We start from the raw sequence: 18,588 nt of genomic DNA, 5'->3' as shown, positions 1-18,588 counted from the left end.
CACCTGCAACCGTGCTCTGACCGCACTGCAACGGAACCGAGACCAACGGCGATCGGCTGGCGTGATGCAGGTCGCGCCGGGGGTGTTGACTACCCTGTGCACGTGAGCGATTCCCCGAATGCGCAGGCCAACGCGCGTCCCGAGGCGGCCGTGACCGCAGACGCCGACAGCCCGCAGCACCGTTACACCGCCGAACTGGCCGGCACGATCGAGGCCGATTGGCAGCAGGTGTGGACGGACCGCGGGACCTTCAACGTGCCCAACCCCGTCGGCTCCCTTGCGCCCACCGACGGCTCGCCGGTGCCGGCAGACAAGATGTTCGTGCAGGACATGTTCCCGTACCCCTCGGGTGAGGGCCTGCACGTCGGGCACCCGCTCGGATACATCGCCACCGACGTGTACGCCCGCTACTTCCGCATGACGGGCCGCAACGTCCTGCACGCCCTGGGCTTCGACGCCTTCGGCCTGCCCGCCGAGCAGTACGCGGTGCAGACGGGCACACACCCGCGCACCAGGACCGAGGCCAACATCGTCAACTTCCGGCGGCAGCTGGGTCGGCTGGGCCTGGGCCACGATTCGCGGCGCAGCTTCGCCACCACCGACACCGACTTCTACAAGTGGACGCAGTGGATCTTCCTGCAGATCTACAACGCCTGGTTCGACGCGGCGCAGCAGAAGGCCCGGCCGGTCGCCGACCTGATCGCCGAATTCGATTCCGGCGCACGCACTCTCGACGACGGTCGCGACTGGTCGGCGCTGTCGGCCGCCGAGCGTGCCGTGGTCGTCGACTCATACCGCCTGGTCTACCGCTCGGACTCGATGGTGAACTGGTGCCCGGGTCTGGGCACCGTGCTGGCCAACGAAGAGGTCACCTCCGACGGCCGCAGCGAGCGCGGCAACTTCCCGGTGTTCCGCAAGCGCCTGCGGCAGTGGATGATGCGCATCACCGCCTACTCGGACCGGCTGCTCGAAGACCTGGACGTGCTGGACTGGCCCGACAAGGTCAAGGCCATGCAGCGCAACTGGATCGGTAAATCGACTGGCGCCGCGGTGCTGTTCTCCGCGGGGGAGGCCGACATCGAGGTCTTCACCACCCGGCCGGACACCCTGTTCGGCGCCACCTACCTGGTGCTGGCTCCCGAGCACGAGTTGGTGGACTCGCTGCTGGCCACCTCATGGCCGGCCGACGTCGATCCCCGTTGGACCGGTGGCGAGGCCACCCCGGCCGAGGCCGTCGCGGTGTACCGCGCCGCCATCGCGGCCAAGTCCGACCTGGAGCGCCAGGAGAACAAGACCAAGACCGGCGTGTTCACCGGCGCTTACGCCACGAATCCGGTTAACGGACAACAGGTTCCGATCTTTATCGCCGACTACGTGCTGGCCGGCTACGGCACCGGCGCCATCATGGCGGTGCCCGGCCACGACCAGCGCGACTGGGAGTTCGCCACCGCGTTCGGCCTGCCCATCGTGGAAGTGATTGCGGGCGGCGATCTTTCGGAAGCCGCCTACACCGGTGACGGAGCGGTGGTCAACTCCGACTACCTCGACGGCCTGAACGTCGCCGACGCCAAGGCCACTGTCACCGAGAAGCTCGTGGCGGCCGGCCGCGGTCAGGCCCGCGTCGAATTCAAGCTCCGCGACTGGCTTTTCGCTCGCCAGCGGTACTGGGGCGAGCCGTTCCCGATCGTGTACGACGCCGACGGCCAGGCCCACCCGCTGCCGGATTCGGCACTGCCGGTGGAACTTCCGGACGTGCCCGACTACTCGCCGGTGTTGTTCGACCCGGACAACGCCGACAGCGAGCCGTCGCCGCCGCTGAACAAGGCCACCGAATGGGTGCACGTCGACCTGGATCTGGGTGACGGGCTGCAGCCCTACACCCGCGACACCAACGTCATGCCGCAGTGGGCCGGCAGCTCCTGGTACGAGCTGCGCTATGCCGACCCGCACAACTCGGAAACGTTCTGCGCCAAGGAGAACGAGGCCTACTGGATGGGCCCGCGGCCCGAGATCCACGGCGCCTCGGATCCGGGTGGCGTCGACCTGTACGTCGGCGGCGTCGAGCACGCGGTGCTGCACCTGCTGTACTCGCGGTTCTGGCACAAGGTGCTGTTCGACCTGGGGCACGTGTCGTCGCGCGAGCCGTACCGCCGGCTGGTGAACCAGGGCTACATCCAGGCGTTCGCGTACACCGACGCGCGCGGCACCTACGTGCCGGCCGCCGAAGTCGCCCCGCGCGAAGGCAAGTTCTTCTGGACCGGTCCGGACGGTGAGATCGAGGTCAACCAGGAGTTCGGCAAGATCGGCAAGAGCCTGAAGAACTCCGTCTCGCCCGACGAGATCTGCGAGGAATACGGCGCCGACACCCTGCGCGTCTACGAGATGTCGATGGGTCCCCTGGAGGCGTCCCGGCCGTGGGCCACCAAGGATGTCGTCGGCGCGCACCGGTTCCTGCAGCGTGTCTGGCGCGTCGTTGTCGACGAAACCACCGGTGAGCCAAGGGTTTCCGACGACGCCCTCTCCGACGAGACGCTCAAGCAGCTGCACCGGACCATCGCCGGGGTCAACGAGGACTACGCCGCGCTGCGCAACAACACCGCCGCCGCCAAGCTCATCGAGTACACCAACCACCTCACCAAGGAGGCCGTCACCGCCCGTGCCGCGGTCGAGCCGCTGGTGCTGATGGTCGCGCCGCTGGCCCCGCACCTGGCCGAGGAGCTGTGGCGTCGCCTCGGTAGCGAGAAGTCGCTGGCACACGGCCCGTTCCCGGTCGCCGACGAGCGCTACCTGGTCGACGACACCGTCGAGTACCCGGTGCAGGTCAACGGAAAGGTGCGCGGCAAGATCGTCGTCGCCGCCGACGCCGACAAGGCCACGCTGGAAGCCGCCGCGCTCGCCGACGAGAAGGTGCAGGCGTTCCTGGCCGGCGCCACGCCCAAGAAGGTCATCGTGGTTCCCGGCCGCTTGGTCAACATCGTCGCCTGACCCGGGATTTGTGCACGATGTTCCGCGCCCACCGCGGTGTCTTGTTTCGGGACATCGCTGACACATGTATGTCTCGGGACATCGCTGACACCTGAGTGAGGTGTGGACCCATCGTGGTTCATGGCCCAGAAGGTGACGGCGATGGATATTCGTGCTGCGACGGCGTTGGCCGGGCAGGTCGAGAATGTGGCGGCGTTCTGCCGGGATCAGCAGATCAGTCGACAGACGTTCTATAAGTGGCGCAAGCGGTTCGGGCAGCTAGGGCTGACCGGACTCGAAGAGCTATCACGACGGCCGGTGTCGTGTCCCGGGCAGACCGCGGCCGCGGTCGAGGAGCTGGTGCTGCGCCGCCGCAAGGAGCTATTGGAAGCCGGCCGCGACCACGGCGCACACTCGATCCACTGGGCGCTACGGCGTGAGGGCCATGTTGGTGTGCCCGCACCGGCCACGATCTGGCGGATCTTGACGCGCCACGGTGCGATCACCCCGCAGCCGCGTAAACGGCCCAAGTCAGCGACCAAACGGTTTGTCTTCGATCGCCCGAACGGTTGCTGGCAATCAGACTGGACCGAATGGGCACTGGCGGACGGCACGGCGGTGGCCATTGCGGGCTGTCTGGATGATCATTCCCGCTACCTGGTCGGGTTGGCCGCCGCAGCCGGGCCGGGCACCGGCGAGTTGGTGTGGTCGGTGATGCTGGCCGGTATCAGCGAGTGCGGGATTCCGTCAATATCGTTGTCGGACAACGGCCTGATGTACACCGGGCGGCGGCTCGGGTTTGAAACGACGTTCGAGGCGAACCTGCGGGCCCTGGGAGTGAAAACGATCAACTCGACCCCCTATCACCCGCAGACGTGCGGCAAGATCGAGCGGTTCTGGCAGACCCTCAAAAAGTGGCTCCACGCGCACCCCACCCCGGACACTGTCGCTGACCTCGACGATCTGCTCGCGGTGTTCCGACACTGCTACAACCACCAACGACCACATCGAGCGCTCGGCGGAGCCACTCCGGCAGAGGTTTTCGCGGCCACCGAACGCGCCCGCCCCGCAGACCGGCCCTTGCCGGCCCCGGTGTTTGTCACCACCGGCACCGTTAACGACACGACCGGTCGGGTGTTCGTGCCGCCCTACGTCATCAACGTCGGCCGGTATTGGGCTGGGCACCAATGCGACTGCATCCGCGACGGCGACCACATCGCCATCTTCAGCGGCACCACCTTGATCCGCGAACTCACCGCCGACCCAACCCGCCGCTATCAGCCCGGCGACAAAACCACGCGAACATACCGCACCCGCGCACCCAAACCCGCACACTGACTGTCAGCGATGTCCCGAGACATAAGTGTCAGCGATGTCCCGAGACACCACACCGCGCCCACCGCGGAAAATCGTGCACAAATCGCGGGGGATCAGCGGGGGCGGATGATCACCTCGTGCTGGTGGGCGTCCTCCGGGGTGGCCACCACCTGCGCGATCACCTGCGCGACGGTAGAGGGCTTGAGGAAGCGCTCGGGTTTGTATTCGCCGCCTTCGTAGGCCACGAGATTCCACTGCATGTCGGTGTCGATCCGGCCCGGGTACACCGTCGTCACCCGCAATGACGGCTCGTCGGTGCGCAGGGCGTCGGCGAAGGCCCGCAGCGCGAACTTGCTGGCGGCATACGACGCCAGGCCGGGGGACGGGCTGCGGCCGGCCCCGGAGTTGACGAAGATGACCTGGCCCCGGGCTGCCCGCAACGCCGGCAGCAGCGGCAGGGTAAGTCCAACGGCGCCAAGCACATTCACTTCCATGGTGGCCCGCCACTCCTCGATGGAGGATTCGCCGACACGGCCCGGATACGCGACACCGGCGTTGTGCACCAGCACGTCGAGCTCGACGATCGGCTCCACCGTCGCCTCGACGCCCTCGTAGTCGGTGAGGTCCATGGGCCACGTGGTCGCGCCCAGTCGCTCGGCCACGGCATCGAGTTCGGCAGTTGGCCGCCCCGCCAGGAACAGGGTGTGGGTCGGCGCGAGGGCTTCGGCGATGGCCACTCCGAGGCCCCGGGAAGCGCCGGTGATCATTGCGGTCGGCATGGCGTGAGCCTACCGATCAGCGAATCCCGGGGCGGCGACGCACAATAGACAGCGATGCCACCCGACCACAGCTTCGCGCCCACCCAGCTCTCCGCCCGCGCCGCCTACCTGCTGCGCGGTAATGACCTGGGTGTCATGACGACGGCGGCACCGTTGCTGTACCCGCACATGTGGAGCTGGGATGCTGCGTTCGTGTCGATCGGCCTGGCGTCGCTGACGGTCGAGCGTGCCGTCGTCGAGCTGGACACGCTGCTGTCGGCGCAATGGGCGAACGGCATGATCCCGCACATCGTGTTCGCCAACGGAGTCGACGGCTACTTCCCGGGGCCGGCGCGGTGGGAGACCACGGCCCTGGCCGTGAACGCGCCGCGCAACCGGGAGACTTCCGGGATCACCCAGCCGCCCGTGCATGCCATTGCGGTGCAACGGATTCTGGACCATGCGCGCACCCGCGGGCGCTCGACCCGCGTCGTCGCCGAAGCGTTCCTGGACCGACGGTGGGACGACCTGGTGCGCTGGCACCGCTGGCTGGCCGAGGCGCGCGACCCGCAGGAGCGCGGCCGGGTGACGCTGTATCACGGCTGGGAGTCCGGCATGGACAACTCGCCGCGGTGGGACAGTGCCTACGCCAATGTGGTTCCGGGCGCGGTGCCCGAGTACCAGCGCGAGGACAACGCGATCATCACCGACACCAGCCAGCGGCCGTCTGACGTCGAGTACGACCGGTACCTGTGGCTGCTGGAGGAGATGAAGTCCGTCCGGTATGACGACGCGCTGCTGCCGAAGGTCATGAGCTTCCAGGTCGAGGACGTGTTCGTCTCGGCCATCCTGTCGGTGGCGTGCACGGTCCTGGCCGAGATCGGCGAGGACTACAAGCGGCCGAATGCCGATGTGCGCGAACTCTATTCGTGGGCCGAGCGGTTCCGGCAGGGCGTCGTGGCGACCGGCGACGAACGCACCGGCGCGGCCCGCGACTTCGACCTGCGGACCGGCAAGTGGATTGCGAGTGAGACCGTCGCGCAGTTCGCGCCGTTGCTCTGCGGCGGCCTGCCGCATGACCGGGAACGGGCACTGTTGCGGCTGCTGGAGGGTCCGCGGTTCTGCGCGCACCCCGACCTCAAGTACCCGCTGATCCCGTCCACGTCACCGGTATCCCGCGACTTCCGCCCGCGCGAATACTGGCGCGGCCCGGTGTGGCCGGTGATGACGTGGTTGTTCTCCTGGTGTTTCGCGCGCCGTGGGTGGTCCGAGCGCGCGTCGATCCTGCGGCGGGAGGGCCTGCGGCAGGCCAGCGACGGCACGTTCGCCGAATACTACGAACCCTTCACCGGGGAACCGCTCGGCAGCATGCAGCAGTCATGGACGGCCGCGGCCGTGCTGGACTGGCTGGGCTAGTCGTCGTTGCTGGTGGCCAGCTTCTCCAGCGGCGCAAGGGCCTTGGAGATGTTGTCGATGTCTTCGGGTGTCAGCTTGGCCATCATCGCGATGAGCACCTGACGGCGGGCCTCGAGGGCTTCGCGGTGCTGCACCAGCCCGCGCGGCGTGACGTTCACCAGGACGGCACGCAGATCGGAGGGGTCGCGGGACCGCTTGACCAGTCCCAGCTTCTCCAACCGGCGGATCGCCACCGTGGTGGTGGGTGTGCGGACCCGCTCGTGGGCGGCCAACTCCGTCATCCGGATGGGTCCGCGGTCCAGCAGGGTCAGCAGGATGGACAGCTGCGCCAACGTCAGATCGGCACCGGCTTCGGCGTCCTTCGGGATCTCGACGCGTCGGCGCATCACGTTGAACAGCTTGGAGAGGACCTGTTGCAGGTCTCCTGCAAGGTCCGCCACCTGCGGCTCCGTCGACGACATAGTTCGATAGTCTAACGTGTATGCCGGATACTGGCCGGTATTAGACGACCTGCGCCAGAAATTGACGTAAACGTTGAGTCTCTGCGGATTCGAAGATCCGCTCCGGCGTCCCCGTCTCGATCACGCGGCCGCCATCCATGAACACCACCGAATCCGCCGCTGACCGGGCGAAACCCATCTCGTGGGTGACGACAACCATCGTCATGCCGTCGGCCCCGAGTTCGCTGATGAGCGTCAGGATGCCCTTGACCAATTCGGGATCCAGCGCCGAAGTGGCCTCGTCGAAGAACATCACCTGGGGGTTCATGGCCAGTGCGCGGGCAATCGCGACACGTTGCTGTTGTCCACCGGAGAGGGTCGCGGGACGCACGTCTGCCTTGTGTTTCAACCCGACCCGCTCGAGCAGTTTCAGGCCGAGTTCGCGCGCGGCGTCGGCGTCCAGGCGCTTGAGCTTGCGCGGTCCCAGGGTGACGTTCTCCAGCACTGTCCGGTGCGGGAAGAGGTTGAAATGCTGGAACACCATCCCGATCCGCTGGCGCAGCTGATCGGGGTTGTCCGTCAGGACCGACCGCCCGTCGAGCAGGATGTCGCCGCGGTCCGGTTCGTACAACCGGTTCAGGGTGCGCAACAAGGTCGACTTGCCCGAGCCCGACGGGCCGATGACTGCCGTCGTGGTGCCCGCCGGGACATCGAGGTCGACGCCGCGCAACACCGTGTTGGCATCGAACGACAGGTGAATATCGTTGGCGGCCAAGGAAACTGCCTGCGGCGTGGTCATATGATCTCCTGGGTCGGGATCTCGGCTGCGACGGGCTTGCCCTTGCTCAGTCGCCGGTCGATGTAGTTGACCAGATGGGTCAGCGGAACGGTCAGGGCCAGATAGAACAGCCCGGCGGCAACAAGGGGAGACAGGTTGCCGGTCTGGGCGTTGAGGTCACGGCCGACCTGGAACAGCTCCCGTTGACTGGCGATCAACCCGAGGAAGTACACCAACGACGATGCCTTCAGCAGCGAGATGAACTGGTTCATCAGCGCCGGCAGCACCCGTCGCACACCCTGCGGCACCACGACCAGGCGCATCGACGCCGGATAACCGAAGCCCAGTGCGCGCGAGGCCTCGAGTTGGCCGGCGTCCACACTCTGGATACCCGAGCGCAGAATCTCGCCGATGTAGGCGCCCGCCATCAGCCCCAGCGCGGCAATTCCCAAGGGGTAGGGGTTGTTTCCGGTCAGCGAGCCCACCACCGGGCCGATGCCCAGCCCGATCACCAGGATGATCACCACCTCGGGCAGGCCGCGGAAGATGTCGGTGTACACCCGCGCCGGCCAGCGCAGCCAGCGGGACCGGGAGATGCCGGCGATGGCGAGCGCCATGCCGATGATCAGGCCGATGACGCTGGCGCTGATGGTCAGGATGAGGGTGTTCGGCAGCCCCGTCTTGAACAGGTCGGGAATGGCCTGCCGGTACAGTCGCCAGTCTCCGAACGCGTCTTTCAGTTGGGCCAGTGTGGATTTCGGCGCGGGACCGGCGGACGGCGCGGCCGACGCATGTGACGCGGCGATGGCGTTGAAGTCGGGCAGTTGCGGTACGGGCGCGGCCTTCGATCCGGGCTTCCAGCCCGGCGGCAGTGCCCGTGGCACCCAATCGGAGTACAGCCGCGCCCAGGTGCCGTCGGCGATCACCGCGTCGAGGCCGGCGTTGAGCGCGTCGATCAGCGGCCTGTTCTCCTTCGCGACCGCGTATGCCACGAAATTGTCCAAGCTGAAGGTGTTTTCGACGATCCGCGCCGGGTCGCCCGGTTGCACCGTGCCGGAGGCCTGCTGTGACGGCGCCACCCAGGCGTCGATCTGGCGGGTTTTGATGTTGGCGTACACCGTGGCGTAGTCCGGGAATTTCACCGGTTCCAGGTGCAGGGTGTCGACGACGTAGGCCTCTTGCACGGTGCCCTGCACGACGCCGATGCGCTGCCCCGCCTTCAGCGCACCGAACCCGTTGATGGCGGATCCGGTCGGCACGACGAGCGAAAAGTAGCCGAAGTCATAGCCATTGGTGAATCCGACGGTGCGGCGCCGGGCGTCGGTGGTGGTGATCGACGACGACCCGACGTCGAACCGGCGGGACGCGACCTGCGCCAGCAGCCCCGCGAAATCGGTGCCGACGAAGTTGACGCGCAGGCCGAGCTTCTCGGCGATGGCGCGCAGCAGCTCGTTGTCGAACCCGGTGAACTGGCCGCTGGAGTTGATACAGATGCTCGGCGGGGCGTCGGACAGCGTCCCGACGGTCAGCACGCCGGGAGTGCCCAGCCCCAAGGTCTCCGGCCGCACCGCCGAAAGTGGTTGGGTACCAGGCGTCGTGTACTTGTCGGTGCCGTCGCCTTTGGCGGCCGAGGACAGGTTGGTGGGCAGGGCGCTGGCGCTCTGCTCGCCGGGCGGTGCGCACTGGTCGGTGGTGGCGCGGGCCGGGACGCCCACGCTCAGCGAGCCGACCAGGAGTGCCACCAGTATCGCTACCGTCGCACGCAGGAAAGAGGTCACGCAGGTCAACCTAGCCGGTACCCGGCCGAATGCCGTGGCTTCAGCTCGCCGGGAATTCATCCGGCCGGGTGGCCTCACCTACTGGCTGTCGCGCCACCGGCACAGCGTCTCGGCGTCGCCCAGATCGTAGTCGGGCCCGTTGACGCCGACCGTCAGCAACGAAACACCCAGCGCGGTAAGTGCTTCGGCGTTGGCGATCAGGCCGTCGCCGCTGTTGTCGACGCCGGCCGACCGGACGATGGTATTCGGGTCGCGGCCGACGTCGGCGCAATGCCGGTCCAGCACCGCGGCCTTCTCCGGATAGCTCGACGCCGTGGTGAAGCTGTGCCACATCTGCGCGTACTGCGCGACCAGCTTGAGCGTCTTGCGTTCACCCTGTCCGCCGATCAGGATCGGGATCTCGCGCACCGGCTGCGGGTTCAGCTTGCCCAGCCGCGAGATGATGCGCGGCATGGCGGCCGCCAGGTCGTCGAGTCTGCTTCCGGCCGTGCCGAATTCGTAGCCGTACTCGTCGTAGTCCTTCTCTTTCCAGCCGGATCCGATGCCCAGGATCAGCCGCCCGTCGGAGATGTTGTCGACCGTCCGCGCCATGTCGGCCAGCAGTTCCGGGTTGCGGTACGAGTTACAGGTGACCAGCGCGCCGATCTCGATGCGCGAGGTCTGCTCGGCCCAGGCGCCCAACATCGTCCAGCATTCGTAGTGTGCGCCGTCCGGGTCGCCGTACAACGGGAAGAAGTGGTCCCAGTTGAAGGCGACGTCGACGCCGAGGTCCTCGCTGCGACGGACCGCGTCGCGCATCAGGCCGTAGTTGGGGGAGTGCTGGGGCTGGAGTTGAACACCGATACGGGTCATGCGTTCCACGCTAACCGGTCAGCGCCGCTCCTCACCTTGTGAACTGGTCAAGCGTCTGTCCGGCGAGGGCTGACCGCCATCGGCTGTGCTGGGCTGTCGGAATGTCGGCGGCGCGAGCCACTCGCAGGGTCGTTGCTTCCGGTAGCGGCACGGGACTCCCGTCGACATCGACAGATGCGCCATCGGCGGACACCAGGAAAGGCACGGGGCCGGTAGCCGTATCGACCGCCCACACCACCCGCCGAGCCAACCTGCCCATGATGGGATGGCCCAGCACAAACCGCTGCCAGTCGGCGACCGCCCAGGCGCGGCCGTCGTGCATGGCCTTGCGCAACCGGTCGGCCTGCTCGGCGACGATCAGCTTGAGTTGCTTCCTTGTTTGGGTCAGGCGGCGTCGCGCGATGGGTCCCGCGACGGGGTCGGCGCCGAGTTGTGCAGGAGTGCAGCCGGCGCCGGTGGAGTCGGTGACGGTCACTCCGAGGTCGGGTTGCAGCCAGCCGAAGAACGGCTGGTCGCCGAACGTCAGTTGGATGCGGCCGTCCGCATCGAAGCCGGCATCGGAAACAGCGCGGTCCGCTGCCTCTTCCGGAGACCATCCGTAGCGGGCCGGAAGCTCGCCGAGGAGCGTCGTGGCCTCCTCCAACAGTCGGGCCGATTTGGTGTGTGCCGGCATCGAGGCCAGCACCCGGGCGGCTTCGTCACCATCGAGGTGCGCCAGCATCGTCATCAGTGCGCGGCACTGCGCCATGCGCATCGTGTCGAAGTAATGGATGGTCCGTGCGGCCACCGTCGCGGCATTCGGGCTGGCACAGGCCGCGACGAGCGCCAGGACACCTTTGGATTTGATGGCTGACACGGTCTGCTGCTCGGTGCCGCTGGAACTGAAAGCGAACTCATCGGCCATGGTCCAGCCTTCCAACAGGAAGTCGCCCAACCCGACCCGGTCGTCGGCATCCAACGAGCCGACATGTTGACGCAGACCGGCGTCGGGAACTGGGGTGTTCGACCTGCAGGCCTGCTTCACCAGCCACTGGATCACCGAGTCGGGAACTGGCTTGCCGTCGGCGGCCCAGCGGACAGACGGCAGCTGTTCCCACAACAGCCACGACAATTCGGCCGGGCTTGCGCTGGTGTCGGACGCCGCTTCGGCGATGAGGTGCTCGGGGGTGAGGTAGTTCGCGGCGGAGTGGCCGATTGCGTCCAGCGCATCCAGCAGTGCGCCGCGCACTGCTTCGCTGGACTCGGCGCGCAGGCAGACTTCGAGCCGGTCGCGGTCCTCGGCGTGGCCGGTGGTCGTCAACCACTGTGCTGCGGCCAAGCGTACTTTCTGTCGCTTGTCAGCCAGCGCGGTATAGATGCGAGCCCGACGATCAGGCGCCTTCGCCAGCGCAGCTTGTGCCGCCTTGCGGTGGGTGACTTTGGGGCCGAGCGCTACGGCGTAGAGCGCCTCGGCAGCATCGACGGGGATCGCCGGCAGCGCGGCCAACGTGGTGAAGCAGAGTGGGGGCAAGTCATCGTGGGCGTCACCGCTCACAGCCCGATCAACCAGGTGAACGGCATTGGCGGTCAACAGCGGTAGTACGTCGGAGTCCGGCCAATCGCGGCCGAGGGTCCCCCTTGCGTAGGCGAACGCGAGAGCCTTGTCGGGCCAGTCCAGCGGATTCAATAGCGCGGCAAGGGCTGTCAGGTCGGGGCCGCCGGTCTTGGCGTGGATGACGTCCATCAGCTTCAGCACCGAGTGCAAATCGTGTCTGATGTAGCCGAACACCGTGATCAGTACTGCTGCGTCGACGCCCGGCGCGGCCGTGAACTCTGCCAATGGCTGCGCGATCAGCTCGAGGTTGAACACCCACGGATTCTGTTGGGTCGGCGGTCCATCGGAGCTGAGCATGTCGAGCACGGCATCGACGTCGGCGTCACCGTAATGCGGACAAGCCACCCACGACAGCAGATCGTGGCTGGCGGAGATCTCGTGGATCGCGGTGAGTAGTGCATTGACTGCCGGACGCAGCGGTTCCGCGTCGATCGCCCGCCACGGTTGCGACTGCGGTGGCAGCGCTGAATCTGGCATCACATTTCGATCGTAGGGTCGCGGCAGGGCCGGTCAGTACGGCGATTTCAGCCGCCGAGGACGCCCCGCAGGATCTCGACGAGCGCAGCCGGCTGGTCACCCTGCACCGAGTGCCCGGAATCGGCGACCACATGGGTCCGCTGGAAGCCGGGCGCACCGGCGGCGAAGGCGGCGGCATCGTCGTCGTGGACGAAGTACGACTTGGCGCCGCGGACCAGCGTGGTCGGCATGGTGATGGCGGGGACGTCGTCCCACAGCCCGACAAAACCGTCGCCGATCCGAATGGCGTCGTACCGCCAGGTCCACGTGCCGTCGTCGAGTTGCTTGGCGTTGTGAAAGACGCCGCGGCGCAATGAGTTCCGGCTGCGGTGCGGCGACGCCGCCACGGTGACGTCGAGCATCGCCTGAAAACTCGGGAAGCTGCGGTCGCCCTTCACCAACGCCACCGCGCCCAGCTGTGCCTGCGTCATCTGCTCATGGCGTTCCGGCGCGGACGGGGTGACGTCGACCAGCACCAGTTCGGGCACCAGGGCGGGTTCGGTGGCAGCGATACGCAGCGCCGTCAGCCCGCCCAGCGACATCCCGACGACCAGTCGGGCGTCGGGCGCGTGTGCGCGCAGCACCGGCCGCAGCGTTTCGGCGTTCAGCTTGGGCCCGTAGTCGCCGTCTTCGCGCCAGCCCGACCGGCCGTGCCCGGGCAGGTCGATCGCCAACGCGGGCACCCCGAGACCGAGGATGACGGTGTCCCAGGTGTGCGCGTTCTGCCCGCCGCCGTGCAGGAACACCACCTCGGGCGCCGCGATGCCCCACTTCAGCAGGCTGACCGGCCCGTCGTCGATCCGGGACACGGTCGGCAGCGGACCGGTCGCGCCGATCTGCTCGGCGTTCTCGGGCAGCAGCCCGAACTCGTCGAGCGTCAGCAGGTCGTCGTCAGAAATCTCCAGAGCCACGTCTTCGGACACTACGCCCGGGCCGCGGAGCGCTCAGCTGCCGACCGGGGCGGTGGTCCGGATCAGATGATCGAACGCCGAGAGTGCCGCTGTCGCACCGGCTCCGGCGGCGATGACGATCTGCTTGAACGGCACCGTCGTGCAGTCGCCGGCGGCGAACACGCCGGGGACCGAGGTCTGGCCGCGCTCGTCGATGACGATCTCGCCGCGCTTGGACAGTTCGACGCTGCCCTCGAGCCACTCGGTGTTGGGCAGGAGGCCGATCTGGACGAAGACGCCCTGCAACTCGAGCTTGTGCGAGTCGCCGGTGGTGCGGTCCTGGTAGGTCAGGCCGGTGACCTGGTCGCCGTCGCCGAGGACCTCGGTGGTCAGCGTGCTCAGCAGGATGTCGACGTTGGGCAGGCTGCGGAGCTTGCGCTGCAGCACCTCGTCGGCGCGCAGCACCGAATCGAACTCGATCAGCGTCACGTGGGAGACGACGCCGGCGAGGTCGATCGCGGCCTCCACGCCGGAGTTGCCGCCGCCGACGACGGCGACGCGCTTGCCCTTGAACAGCGGCCCGTCGCAGTGCGGGCAGTAGGTGACGCCCTTGTTGCGGTACTCGGCCTCGCCGGGCACGTCCATGGAGCGCCACCGGGCACCGGTGGCCAGGATGACGTTGCGGGCGGTCAGCGAGGCGCCGCTCTCCAGCGAGATCTCGATGAGCCCGCCGTCGTCGAGTGCGGGCAGCAGCTTCGCGCCGCGCTGGGTATTCATGACGTCGACGTCGTAGTCGCCGACGTGGGCTTCCAGCGCCGCGGCGTACTTCGGCCCTTCGGTGTGCGGGACGGAGATGTAGTTCTCGATCGCCATGGTGTCGAGCACCTGACCACCGAACCGTTCGGCGACCACGCCCGTGCGAATCCCCTTGCGGGCGGCGTAGATTGCGGCCGCGGCGCCTGCGGGTCCGCCGCCGACCACCAGCACGTCGAAGGGGTCCTTCTCGGCGATCGCTTCGGCGGTGCGCTGCGCGGCGCCGGTGTCGACCTTGCCGATGATCTGTTCGAGGGTCATCCGGCCGGAGTCGAACACCTCACCGTTGAGGAAGACGGTGGGGACGGCGAGCACCTTGCGCTGTTCGACCTCGTCCTTGAAGAGCGCGCCGTCGATCGCGACGTGGCTGATGCGCGGGTTCAGGATCGCCATCAGGTTCAGTGCCTGCACCACGTCGGGGCAGTTCTGGCAGGACAGCGAGAAGTACGTCTCGAAGTGCAGGTCGGCGTCCAGGTTCCGTACCTGCTCGAGCAGCTCGGGGGCTTCCTTCGACGGGTAGCCACCGACCTGCAGGAGGGCCAGGGCCAACGAGGAGAACTCGTGGCCGAGGGGGATGCCCGCGAAGCGGACCTCGACATCGGTGCCGCTGCGGCGGATGGCGAACGACGGCCGGCGGGCGTCGTCGTCGGCGCGGGCGTAGGTGATCTTGTCCGACATCGCGGCGATCTCGGTGAGCAGCGCGGCGAGCTCGGTGGACTTGGGGCTGTCATCGAGGGAGGACACCAGCTCGATGGGCGCGGTCAGGCGCTCCAGGAGGGACTTCAGTTGGCCGGCGAGTGAGGTGTCGAGCATGCGGATCAACTCCATCGAGGATAGGAATGGCAGGGCGCTTGCGGCCCGAAAGATGTTGGTATGGATCAGTTCCGGTGAGTGGTACGAGCCCGGCCCGTACCACTCACCAGACGTGGAGAACTAGATCTTGCCGACGAGTTCCAGCGACGGGGCGAGGGTCTCTTCGCCCTCTTCCCACTTGGCCGGGCAGACCTCGCCCGGGTGGTTGCGCACGTACTGAGCGGCCTTGACCTTGCGAACCAGCTCGGCGGCGTTGCGGCCGATGCCCTCGGCGGTGACCTCGGTGAACTGGACGACGCCGTCGGGGTCGACCAGGAAGGTGCCGCGGTCGGCGAGGCCCTGGTCCTCGCGGAGCACCTCGAAGTTGGTGCTGATCTGCAGGGTCGGGTCGCCGATCATGGCGTACTGGATCTTGCCGATGGTGTCGGACGAGTCGTGCCACGCCTTGTGGGTGAAGTGCGTGTCGGTGGACACCGAGAACACCTCGACGCCGAGGCGCTGCAGCTCGTCGTAGTGGTCGGCAAGGTCGCCGAGCTCGGTCGGGCAGACGAAGGTGAAGTCGGCCGGGTAGAAGAAGAAGATGGCCCACTTGCCCGCGATGTCGGCCTCGGACACGGGGATGAAGGTGCCGTTCTTGTATGCGGTCGCGGAGAACGGCTTGATCTGCTTGTTGATCAGGGCCACGGGGAACCTCGCTTCGGGTTTATCGGATGTCTTTACGAGTCCCAAGCTTAGTCCCAGTTTCTGGACTCAATCCAATTTAAACTGAGGTTGTGGCCAGTCTCACAACACCGGCCGCCATGGCAGCGACCCCTCAAACGCCAAGTGGGCGACCAGGTTTCACCTGGCCGCCCACTCTGACGTCGAAAAACTAGCCCGCGATGAAGGCTTCCAGCTGCGTCCGGGCGAGGTCGTCGGCGACCTGCTCCGGCGGGCTCTTCATGAGGTAGGCCGAGGCCGGCAGGATCGGGCCACCGAGGCCGCGGTCCTTGGCGATCTTGGCGGCGCGTACGGCGTCGATGATGATGCCGGCCGAGTTGGGGGAGTCCCACACCTCGAGCTTGTACTCCAGGTTCAGCGGCACGTCACCGAAGGCGCGGCCCTCGAGGCGGACGTAGGCCCACTTGCGGTCGTCGAGCCATGCGACATAGTCCGACGGGCCGATGTGCACGTTCTTGTCGTAGACCTTGTCGGCCAGCGAGCCGGTCAGGTTCGAGGTGACGGCCTGGGTCTTGGAGACCTTCTTGGACTCCAGGCGCTCGCGCTCGAGCATGTTCTTGAAGTCCATGTTGCCGCCGACGTTCAGCTGGTAGGTGCGGTCCAGGGTCACGCCGCGGTCCTCGAACAGCTTGGCCATCACGCGGTGGGTGATGGTGGCGCCGACCTGGCTCTTGATGTCGTCACCGACGATCGGCACGCCGGCGTCCTCGAACTTCTTGGCCCACACGGGGTCGGACGCGATGAACACCGGCAGCGCGTTGACGAACGCGACCTTGGCGTCGATGGCGCACTGGGCGTAGAACTTGTCGGCCTCTTCGGAGCCGACGGGCAGGTAGGAGACCAGGACGTCGACGCGGGCGTCCTTGAGTGCCTTGACCACGTCGACCGGCTCGGCGTCGGACACCTCGATGGTCTCGGCGTAGTACTTGCCGATGCCGTCGAGGGTCGGGCCGCGCTGCACGATGATGTCGGTCGGCGGCACGTCGGCGATCTTGATGGTGTTGTTCTCGGAAGCACCGATGGCCTCGGAGAGGTCGAAGCCGACCTTCTTGGCGTCCACGTCGAACGCGGCGACGAACTTCACGTCGCGCACGTGGTACTGGCCGAACTTGACGTGCATCAGGCCCGGGACGGTCGAGTTCTCGTCGGCGTCCTGGTAGTACTGCACGCCCTGCACGAGCGATGCCGCGCAGTTGCCTACGCCGACGATTGCGACGCGAACCTCGTTCGACTCGGACATGTGACGGTCTCCTTTTCCTACTCTTTCAGTGCATTCGCCGGGGGCGCGTGCGCTCAGGTTTGGTCGGCGTGGCCTTGTGACGGCGGTGCCGTCGGTCCGGCAGTTGCCACGCGTTCGGCAGCAATCAGCTCGTTGAGCCATTTCACTTCGCGTTCACTGGACTCGAGCCCGAGCTGATGCAGCTGGCGGGTGTAGCGGTCGAGTGAACTGCTGGCCCGTGCGATCGCCTCGCGCAGACCTTCGCGACGCTCCTCGACCTGACGGCGCCGCCCTTCCAGGATTCGCATCCTGGCTTCGGCGGGCGTGCGGTTGAAGAACGCCAAGTGCACACCGAATCCGTCATCGGTGTAGTTCTGGGGGCCGGTGTCCGCGACGAGTTCGGTGAACCGTTGCTTGCCGGCGTCGGTGAGTTGGTAGACGCGACGGGCGCGACGCACCTTCGTCGAACCGAGCGGCGCCGCGTCTTCGACGATCAGGCCGTCGGCCTGCATGCGACGCAACGCCGGGTACAACGAGCCGTACGAGAACGCCCGGAACGCGCCGAGCAGTCCGGTCAGCCGTTTGCGCAGCTCGTAGCCGTGCATGGGGGACTCCAGCAGAAGCCCCAGGATGGCCAGCTCCAGCACAGTGTCACCTCCCAGCTCGAATCGACCATGTAAATTGACGCCACTAGATATTGAGCGCTAGGACGCTTCAACACCTCGCGCAATAGTATCGCGCCGATATATACGGGGCCAATCGAACCCCATACGGACATGAACGGCAATCGATGCGGCCGTCAACGCCGGCCGAACACGGAGCGATCAGCCGGGGTAGTTGATCCGCTTCGTGTTGCCCTCGGGGTCCAGCTCGATGTAGCCGCTGTTGTTGAACTTCCCGGAGACGTAGATCGAGATCGCGACGGTGTCCTGCGGCGCGGTGATGTCCTTGCCGGCCTTGATGTCGATGTAGACGGTGTTGATCTCGTTGCGCTTGATGCCGAGGGTCTCCGGTGCGCCGTGCAGGATGGCGGCGATCTTCTGGACGTCGAATTTGCCGAGGTCGACGACACGCTCGTCGCTGCTCACCGACGTGGTGTCGGGATCGTCCCAGCCGCCGCGATAGTCGTACCGGAGCACCCGGCGCGGTTCGGCCGGGTCGGGACGCTCGAGGATCGCGTAGTCCGAGTAGATGCTCAGCTCATACCCCGTGGTGTCGCCGAACTTCTTCGTCATCTGGGTGAACAACCCGGTCAGCCCGCCGAGCGACTGCAGTTGGCGCGGTGGGGTGAGGACCAGGGGAGCGACACCGTCGGGCTTGGCGCCCGGGTCTTCGGCCGCGGTCAATGGCGACTGGCCGGGCGCGGCGTAGACGCCCCAGCCGATCGCGAGGCCGACGACGAGCATCACCGCAGCGCCGGCGGCCAGGACACCCCAGCCCGTCGTCCGCACCGCACGTCCCGCGCCGGTCTTCAAGGTAGGCAGCTTGACCTGTGAATTCGCGGTCTGCAGATCGGTCACCAGCGAGCGCAGCTCCCCGAGAGTCACGGCTTTGGTGGCCGCTGCGACGCGCTGCCGGTGTTCCTCCGCGGACAATTGGCCGTCGGCCAATGCCATGTCCAGAATCTGGCAGGTGTCGTTGCGGTCGCTGTCTTTCGCGCGGGTCGCTGCGGTGGCCACCGGGAAAGCGTAAAGGTCAGGTGGCGGGCCCACGTGAGCCC

15 protein-coding genes are annotated in these 18,588 nt (G+C 67.1%); 3 read left to right on the top strand and 12 right to left on the bottom strand.

Features of this window, described 5'->3' with window-relative positions:
- Positions 1-102: 102 nt before the first annotated feature.
- Both leuS and ACWW1C_RS29115 read left to right on the top strand, forming a co-directional pair.
- Positions 103-2,985, top strand: a complete 2,883-nt coding sequence (gene leuS / locus ACWW1C_RS29120) for a leucine--tRNA ligase (RefSeq protein ID WP_455981488.1) — start codon at positions 103-105, stop codon at positions 2,983-2,985.
- A gap of 120 nt (positions 2,986-3,105) precedes the next feature.
- Positions 3,106-4,302 carry an integrase core domain-containing protein gene (locus ACWW1C_RS29115; RefSeq protein WP_455984156.1) on the top strand — a complete coding sequence of 399 codons (1,197 nt, stop codon included), beginning with the start codon at positions 3,106-3,108 and terminating at the stop codon, positions 4,300-4,302.
- A gap of 92 nt (positions 4,303-4,394) precedes the next feature.
- Here ACWW1C_RS29115 and ACWW1C_RS29110 read toward each other — a convergent pair whose 3' ends face one another.
- A complete protein-coding gene (locus ACWW1C_RS29110; protein ID WP_455981487.1) occupies positions 4,395-5,060 on the bottom strand; it encodes an SDR family oxidoreductase in 666 nt (221 codons plus the stop codon).
- Between the two features lie 54 nt (positions 5,061-5,114).
- Between ACWW1C_RS29110 and ggh the strand changes: the two genes are divergently transcribed.
- Positions 5,115-6,455: a glucosylglycerate hydrolase gene (gene ggh / locus ACWW1C_RS29105; protein WP_455981486.1), complete on the top strand. Its 1,341-nt coding sequence runs from the start codon at positions 5,115-5,117 to the stop codon at positions 6,453-6,455.
- Here the strand turns inward: ggh and ACWW1C_RS29100 are convergent.
- The 11 genes from ACWW1C_RS29100 to ACWW1C_RS29050 form a co-directional block, all read right to left on the bottom strand.
- A complete protein-coding gene (locus ACWW1C_RS29100) occupies positions 6,452-6,916 on the bottom strand; it encodes a MarR family winged helix-turn-helix transcriptional regulator (protein ID WP_061006194.1) in 465 nt (154 codons plus the stop codon). The two genes, ggh and ACWW1C_RS29100, sit on opposite strands and share 4 nt — an antisense overlap.
- A gap of 40 nt (positions 6,917-6,956) precedes the next feature.
- Positions 6,957-7,694, bottom strand: a complete 738-nt coding sequence (locus ACWW1C_RS29095) for an amino acid ABC transporter ATP-binding protein (RefSeq protein ID WP_455981485.1) — start codon at positions 7,692-7,694, stop codon at positions 6,957-6,959.
- Positions 7,691-9,451, bottom strand: a complete 1,761-nt coding sequence (locus tag ACWW1C_RS29090; RefSeq protein ID WP_455981484.1) for an ABC transporter substrate-binding protein/permease — start codon at positions 9,449-9,451, stop codon at positions 7,691-7,693. Before ACWW1C_RS29090 ends, ACWW1C_RS29095 begins: the two co-directional genes overlap by 4 nt.
- Positions 9,452-9,529: 78 nt before the next feature.
- A complete protein-coding gene (locus ACWW1C_RS29085; RefSeq protein WP_455981483.1) occupies positions 9,530-10,303 on the bottom strand; it encodes an LLM class F420-dependent oxidoreductase in 774 nt (257 codons plus the stop codon).
- A 31-nt stretch (positions 10,304-10,334) separates the two neighbouring features.
- A complete protein-coding gene (locus ACWW1C_RS29080; protein WP_455984482.1) occupies positions 10,335-12,374 on the bottom strand; it encodes a DUF4132 domain-containing protein in 2,040 nt (679 codons plus the stop codon).
- Between the two features lie 47 nt (positions 12,375-12,421).
- Entirely contained in the window at positions 12,422-13,318 is an 897-nt protein-coding gene (locus ACWW1C_RS29075; RefSeq protein WP_455984481.1) for an alpha/beta fold hydrolase, read from the bottom strand.
- A 39-nt stretch (positions 13,319-13,357) separates the two neighbouring features.
- Complete coding sequence (ahpF, locus tag ACWW1C_RS29070; RefSeq protein ID WP_455981482.1) at positions 13,358-14,929, bottom strand: alkyl hydroperoxide reductase subunit F; 1,572 nt, start codon at positions 14,927-14,929, stop codon at positions 13,358-13,360.
- Positions 14,930-15,049: 120 nt separating this feature from the next.
- A complete protein-coding gene (gene ahpC / locus ACWW1C_RS29065) occupies positions 15,050-15,613 on the bottom strand; it encodes an alkyl hydroperoxide reductase subunit C (protein ID WP_455981481.1) in 564 nt (187 codons plus the stop codon).
- Between the two features lie 187 nt (positions 15,614-15,800).
- Positions 15,801-16,889, bottom strand: a complete 1,089-nt coding sequence (locus tag ACWW1C_RS29060; protein WP_455981480.1) for an inositol-3-phosphate synthase — start codon at positions 16,887-16,889, stop codon at positions 15,801-15,803.
- A 53-nt stretch (positions 16,890-16,942) separates the two neighbouring features.
- Positions 16,943-17,515 (bottom strand): PadR family transcriptional regulator, encoded by a 573-nt coding sequence (locus ACWW1C_RS29055; RefSeq protein ID WP_020099852.1) that lies wholly within the window; start codon positions 17,513-17,515, stop codon positions 16,943-16,945.
- Positions 17,516-17,692: 177 nt separating this feature from the next.
- A complete protein-coding gene (locus ACWW1C_RS29050; RefSeq protein ID WP_455981479.1) occupies positions 17,693-18,547 on the bottom strand; it encodes a DUF1707 SHOCT-like domain-containing protein in 855 nt (284 codons plus the stop codon).
- Positions 18,548-18,588 lie beyond the last annotated feature (41 nt).

It is taken from the genome of Mycobacterium sp. HM-7 (assembly GCF_053852335.1).
The sequence above is the reverse complement of the archived record's forward strand: the minus strand, read 5'-3'. Positions and strand labels throughout refer to the sequence as shown.